The sequence below is a fragment of the Pseudomonas sp. GW821-FHT07B01 genome (assembly GCF_059419065.1).
Window position 1 is genome coordinate 23,719 of sequence record NZ_JBWKRA010000039.1, and the last position, 6,000, is coordinate 29,718.

A 6,000-nucleotide genomic window follows, 5' to 3' on the forward strand; every position below is an offset into this window, starting at 1 on the left:
TCACACACAAAAGGACTTATCCACTCTGTTAGAGGCCCCCTTGATGACCGTGATCGACCTGCGCAGCGACACCGTGACCCAACCTACCCCCGGCATGCTCGACGCAATGGCCAGCGCCGTCAGCGGCGATGATGTCTACGGCGAAGACCCCAGCGTCAACCGCCTGGAGGCCGAGTTGGCCAAGCGCCTGGGCTTTGCTGCCGCGCTGTTCGTGCCCACCGGTACCATGAGCAACCTGCTGGCGTTGATGGCTCACTGTGAGCGCGGCGAGGAATACATCGTCGGCCAGCAGGCTCACACCTACAAATACGAAGGCGGCGGTGCGGCGGTGCTGGGGTCGATCCAGCCGCAACCTCTGGAAGTTCAAGCTGATGGCTCCCTTGATCTGAACCAAGTGCTTGCCGCCATCAAGCCCGACGACTTCCACTTCGCCCGCACACGCCTGCTGGCGCTGGAAAACACCATGCAGGGCAAAGTGCTGCCGCTGGATTACCTGGCCAAGGCCCGTGCATTTACCCACGAGCATGGCCTGGCCCTGCACCTGGATGGCGCGCGCCTCTACAACGCGGCGGTCAAGCTGGGGGTTGATGCGCGAGAAATCGCCCAGCATTTCGATTCGGTGTCGGTGTGCCTGTCCAAGGGCCTCGGTGCGCCGGTCGGTTCGGTGCTGTGTGGCTCGGCGGCACTGATCGCCAAGGCTCGGCGCTTGCGCAAGATGGTCGGCGGCGGCATGCGCCAGGCCGGCTCACTGGCGGCGGCGGGGTTGTATGCTCTGGATCATCAGGTGCAGCGCCTGGCTGACGACCATGCCAACGCGCAATGGCTGGGCGAAGAGTTACGCAAGGCCGGCTACAGCGTCGAGCCGGTGCAGACCAATATGGTGTATGTGCAGGTAGGTGATCAGGCGCAGGCGCTGAAGGCCTTTGCGGCCGAGCGTGGGGTCAAGTTGAGTGCCGCGCCGCGCCTGCGCATGGTCACCCATCTGGATGTGAGCCGGGCGCAGATCGAGCAAGTGGTGCAGACATTCGTCGCGTTTTCGCAGAAATGACAGTGCAGGCCGTCTAATTGACTGTTTCTATCACATAAACACGCTGTACCACCGGCAAAGGGCCGATATAATGCGGCCCTTTGCCGTCGCTCCGTCTGATGATGTTGCGCACTGGCCTTTGGCCGCAGCCTCCGTGGAAGAACCTAATGAAAAGCGCAGAAATCCGTGAAGCCTTCCTTCGCTTCTTCGAAGAGCAAGGTCACACCCGTGTAGCCTCCAGCTCCTTGATCCCAGGCAATGACCCAACCCTGCTGTTCACTAACGCGGGGATGAACCAGTTCAAGGACTGCTTCCTGGGCCAGGAAAAGCGCGCCTACACCCGCGCTACCAGCAGCCAGAAGTGCGTACGCGCCGGCGGCAAGAACAGTGACCTGGAAAACGTCGGCTACACCGCCCGTCACCACACCTTTTTCGAGATGCTGGGTAACTTCAGCTTCGGCGACTATTTCAAGAAAGACGCGATCACGTTCGCCTGGACCTTCCTCACCGGCGTGCTGAAGCTGCCCAAGGAAAAGCTCTGGGTCACCGTGTACGCGACGGACGATGAAGCGTATGACATCTGGACCCAGGAAATCGGTGTACCTGCCGAGCGCATGATCCGTATCGGTGACAACAAAGGCGCGCCCTATGCGTCCGATAACTTCTGGACCATGGGCGATACCGGCCCGTGCGGCCCGTGCACCGAGATTTTCTACGATCACGGCGACGATATCTGGGGGGGCCCGCCAGGCTCGCCGGAAGAAGACGGCGACCGCTACATCGAGATCTGGAACAACGTGTTCATGCAGTTCAACCGCACCGCCGATGGCGTGTTGCATCCGCTGCCGGCACCGTCGGTGGACACCGGCATGGGCCTGGAGCGGATCAGTGCGGTGATGCAGCACGTTCACTCCAACTACGAAATCGACCTGTTCATCAACCTGCTGAGCGCCTCGGCGGCAGCCATTGGCTGCGCCAATGAAGGCCAGTCTTCGCTCAAGGTGGTGTCGGACCATATCCGTTCCTGCGGTTTCCTGATCGCCGACGGCGTGCTGCCTTCCAACGAAGGCCGTGGCTACGTGCTGCGTCGCATCATCCGTCGTGCGTGCCGCCACGGTAACAAGCTGGGCGCTACCGGCAGCTTCTTCTACAAGATCGTGGCCGCGCTGGTTGCCGAGATGGGCGATGCCTTCCCGGAACTCAAGCAACAGCAAAGCAACATCGAGCGGGTGCTCAAGGCTGAAGAAGAGCAGTTCTCCAAGACCCTGGAGCACGGCCTGAAAATTCTGGAACAGGACCTGGCTGAACTCAAAGGCACCGTGGTGCCGGGTGATGTGGTGTTCAAGCTGTACGACACCTATGGTTTCCCGATGGACCTGACTGCCGACATCGCCCGCGAGCGTGAGTTGACCGTCGACGAAGCCGGTTTCGAGCGTGAGATGGAAGCCCAGCGCGTGCGGGCCCGTTCGGCCAGCTCCTTTGGCCTGGACTACAACACCCTGGTCAAGGTTGACGTACCGACCGAGTTCACCGGCTACAAGGCGACTGCGGGCTCGGCCAAGATCGTCGCCATCTATAAAGACGGTAAGTCGGTCGACGTGTTGAGCGAGGGTGAAGAGGCGGTTGTGGTGCTGGACCAGACGCCGTTTTATGCCGAGTCGGGTGGCCAGATTGGCGATTGCGGTTTCCTGAGCTCGACATCCGGTCGTTTTGACGTGCGCGACACCACCAAGACCGGCGGTGCGTTCCTGCATCACGGTGTGCTGGTGCTGGGCAACTTGACTGTGGGCGCACCGGTAGACACCCAGGTCGATGCCGATGTAAGGCATGCCACGGCGTTGAACCACTCGGCCACGCACTTGCTGCACGCCGCGCTGCGCCAGGTCCTGGGCGAGCACGTGCAGCAAAAAGGTTCGTTGGTGGACAGCCAGCGCCTGCGTTTTGACTTCAGCCACTTTGAAGCGATCAAGCCTGAGCAGATCAAGGCCCTGGAAGACATCGTCAACGCCGAGATTCGCAAGAACACCCCGGTTGAAACCGAAGAAACCGATATCGAGACCGCCAGGAACAAAGGCGCCATGGCGCTGTTTGGCGAGAAGTACGGCGACGAAGTCCGCGTACTGAGCATGGGCGGCAGCTTCTCGGTAGAGCTGTGTGGTGGCATCCATGCCAACCGCACCGGCGATATCGGCCTGCTGAAGATCATCAGCGAAGGCGGTGTGGCCTCGGGCGTACGTCGTATTGAGGCGGTGACCGGTGCTGCGGCCCTGGCTTACCTCAATGCAGCCGAAGAACAACTCAAGGAAGCGGCCGGCCTGGTCAAGGGCAGCCGCGACAACCTGATCGACAAGCTGTCCGCCGTACTGGAGCGCAACCGTGCGCTGGAGAAACAGCTGGAGCAGTTGCAGGCCAAGGCGGCGAGCGCTGCGGGCGATGACCTGTCGGCCGCGGCGGTTGACGTCAAGGACGTAAAAGTCCTGGCTGCGCGCCTGGACGGCCAGGATGGCAAGGCGCTGTTGGCCTTGGTCGATCAGTTGAAGAACAAGCTCGGCCGCGCAGTGATCCTGCTCGGCAGTGTCCATGAGGATAAGGTCGTTCTGGTTGCTGGTGTAACCAAGGACCTGACTGGCCAACTCAAAGCCGGTGATTTGATGAAGCAAGCCGCTGCGACAGTGGGCGGCAAGGGCGGTGGTCGTCCGGACATGGCGCAAGGCGGTGGTGTCGATGCCGCAGCGCTGGACGCGGCCCTGGCCTTGACCGTGCCATTTGTCGAGGCAGGTATTTAAAGCACTGTTAACCGGCCCGTGGTCTAGTCACGGGCTTGTTCAGTGCAGGTGGATTGGATATTAGGCGCCCCTTTACGGGCTGAGGCGGCTTGGAAATGGCTTTGATCGTACAGAAATTTGGAGGCACCTCGGTTGGTTCTGTCGAAAGAATCGAGCAGGTCGCCGACAAGGTTAAGAAGTTCCGCGATGCTGGTGATGACCTGGTAGTGGTGCTGTCGGCCATGAGTGGCGAGACCAATCGCCTGATCGATCTGGCCAAAGCCATCAGCGGTGATCAACAGCCGCTGCCGCGTGAGCTGGATGTGATCGTCTCCACGGGCGAGCAGGTGACCATTGCGCTGTTGGCCATGGCGCTGAACAAGCGTGGCGTGCCAGCGGTGTCCTACACTGGTAGCCAGGTGCGCATTCTTACAGACAGCGCACATACCAAGGCGCGGATCCTGCAAATTGATGATCAGAAAATTCGTACTGATCTGAAAGCAGGGCGCGTGGTAGTTGTAGCGGGTTTCCAGGGCGTGGATGAGCACGGCAACATCACCACGCTGGGTCGTGGCGGTTCGGACACCACCGGTGTGGCCCTGGCGGCAGCGCTCAAGGCGGACGAATGCCAGATCTATACCGATGTGGATGGCGTCTACACCACTGACCCACGCGTCGTGCCCGTGGCCCAGCGACTGGACAAGATCACCTTTGAAGAAATGCTGGAAATGGCCAGCCTTGGTTCCAAGGTGTTGCAGATTCGTGCGGTGGAGTTCGCCGGCAAGTACAACGTTCCGCTGCGCGTATTGCACAGCTTCAAGGAGGGTCCGGGCACCCTCATTACTATTGATGAAGAGGAATCCATGGAACAGCCGATCATTTCCGGCATCGCTTTCAATCGCGATGAAGCCAAGCTGACGATCCGTGGCGTGCCAGACACCCCCGGCGTGGCTTTCAAGATTCTGGGTCCTGTCAGCGATGCGAATGTTGAAGTCGACATGATCGTGCAGAACGTTTCGCACGATAACACCACCGATTTCACCTTCACCGTGCACCGCAACGAATACGATGCAGCATTGAAAATCCTGCAGAACACGGCGAGCGAGATTGGCGCCCGTGAAGTGGTTGGCGATACCAAGATTGCCAAAGTGTCGATCGTAGGGGTGGGCATGCGTTCCCATGCTGGCGTTGCCAGCCGTATGTTCGGGGCCCTGGCCAAAGAAGGTATCAACATCCAGATGATTTCCACCTCGGAAATCAAAGTCTCGGTAGTGCTCGAAGAGAAGTACCTGGAACTGGCTGTACGCGCGCTGCATACGGCTTTTGAGTTGGATGCTCCGGCCCGACAGGGCGAGTGATGCGTTGCCAGGAAGGCGCGGTTTACCGCGCCTTTCATTTTTTTGTGGGGTACATGGTCTTTTGCATGGGCTCGACAATACTTAGCGAGTAGGGCTACGACCTTTTGGTTGTAGGTCGAATGCTTTTTTTTTGCAGACTGTTGTTCCTGAACTGAAATGCGTGAGGTGAAAGGTATGCTGATTCTGACTCGTCGTTGCGCAGAAAGCCTGATTATCGGTGATGGCGAAATCACTGTGACCGTGCTCGGCGTCAAAGGCAATCAAGTACGTATTGGGGTTAACGCTCCGAAAGAGGTGGCGGTCCACCGCGAGGAAATCTACCTGCGGATCAAGAAAGAGAAGGACGAAGAACCAAGCCTTTAATTTTTATCGTTTTTTATGTTTGCAAACGGGGAGGAACGTGGTTAATATACGCCCCGTGTTGCGGAGAGCTGGCCGAGTGGCCGAAGGCGCTCCCCTGCTAAGGGAGTACACCTCAAAAGGGTGTCGGGGGTTCGAATCCCCCGTTCTCCGCCATTATTTGCTTAGTACGTTGCAATCTGGTTTTTTCGGTAAGTTGTTGAAAATACTCGAAAAAATAGCTTTACATAGAGATTGAACGGCCTATAATGCGCGGCAACAAATGCACTCGTAGCTCAGCTGGATAGAGTACTCGGCTACGAACCGAGCGGTCACAGGTTCGAATCCTGTCGAGTGCACCATTTAAGAGTTAGTTGCAGCGATGCAGGTAGCTTGGCTTCAACCAGTTGTGATCTGGTCTAAAAACACAATCTGCACTCGTAGCTCAGCTGGATAGAGTACTCGGCTACGAACCGAGCGGTCACAGGTTCGAATCCTGTCGAGTGCACCA

4 protein-coding genes and 3 tRNA genes are annotated in these 6,000 nt (G+C 58.7%); all 7 read left to right on the forward strand.

The genetic code is table 11. From position 1 onward, the window contains the following. The first annotated feature begins 43 nt into the window (after nt 1-43). Nucleotides 44-1,048 (forward strand): low-specificity L-threonine aldolase, encoded by a 1,005-nt coding sequence (gene ltaE, locus AC07S6_RS26455; protein WP_490615543.1) that lies wholly within the window; start codon nt 44-46, stop codon nt 1,046-1,048. A 146-nt stretch (nt 1,049-1,194) separates the two neighbouring features. Further along, nucleotides 1,195-3,813 (forward strand): alanine--tRNA ligase, encoded by a 2,619-nt coding sequence (gene alaS, locus AC07S6_RS26460; protein ID WP_495113347.1) that lies wholly within the window; start codon nt 1,195-1,197, stop codon nt 3,811-3,813. A 95-nt stretch (nt 3,814-3,908) separates the two neighbouring features. Further along, complete coding sequence (locus AC07S6_RS26465; protein WP_003193595.1) at nt 3,909-5,150, forward strand: aspartate kinase; 1,242 nt, start codon at nt 3,909-3,911, stop codon at nt 5,148-5,150. A 174-nt stretch (nt 5,151-5,324) separates the two neighbouring features. Next, nucleotides 5,325-5,513 carry a carbon storage regulator CsrA gene (gene csrA / locus AC07S6_RS26470; RefSeq protein ID WP_003175645.1) on the forward strand — a complete coding sequence of 63 codons (189 nt, stop codon included), beginning with the start codon at nt 5,325-5,327 and terminating at the stop codon, nt 5,511-5,513. A gap of 62 nt (nt 5,514-5,575) precedes the next feature. Further along, nucleotides 5,576-5,666 (forward strand) — tRNA-Ser (locus tag AC07S6_RS26475). Nucleotides 5,667-5,774: 108 nt separating this feature from the next. Further along, nucleotides 5,775-5,851, forward strand: a tRNA-Arg gene (locus tag AC07S6_RS26480). A gap of 72 nt (nt 5,852-5,923) precedes the next feature. After that, nucleotides 5,924-6,000 (forward strand) — tRNA-Arg (locus tag AC07S6_RS26485).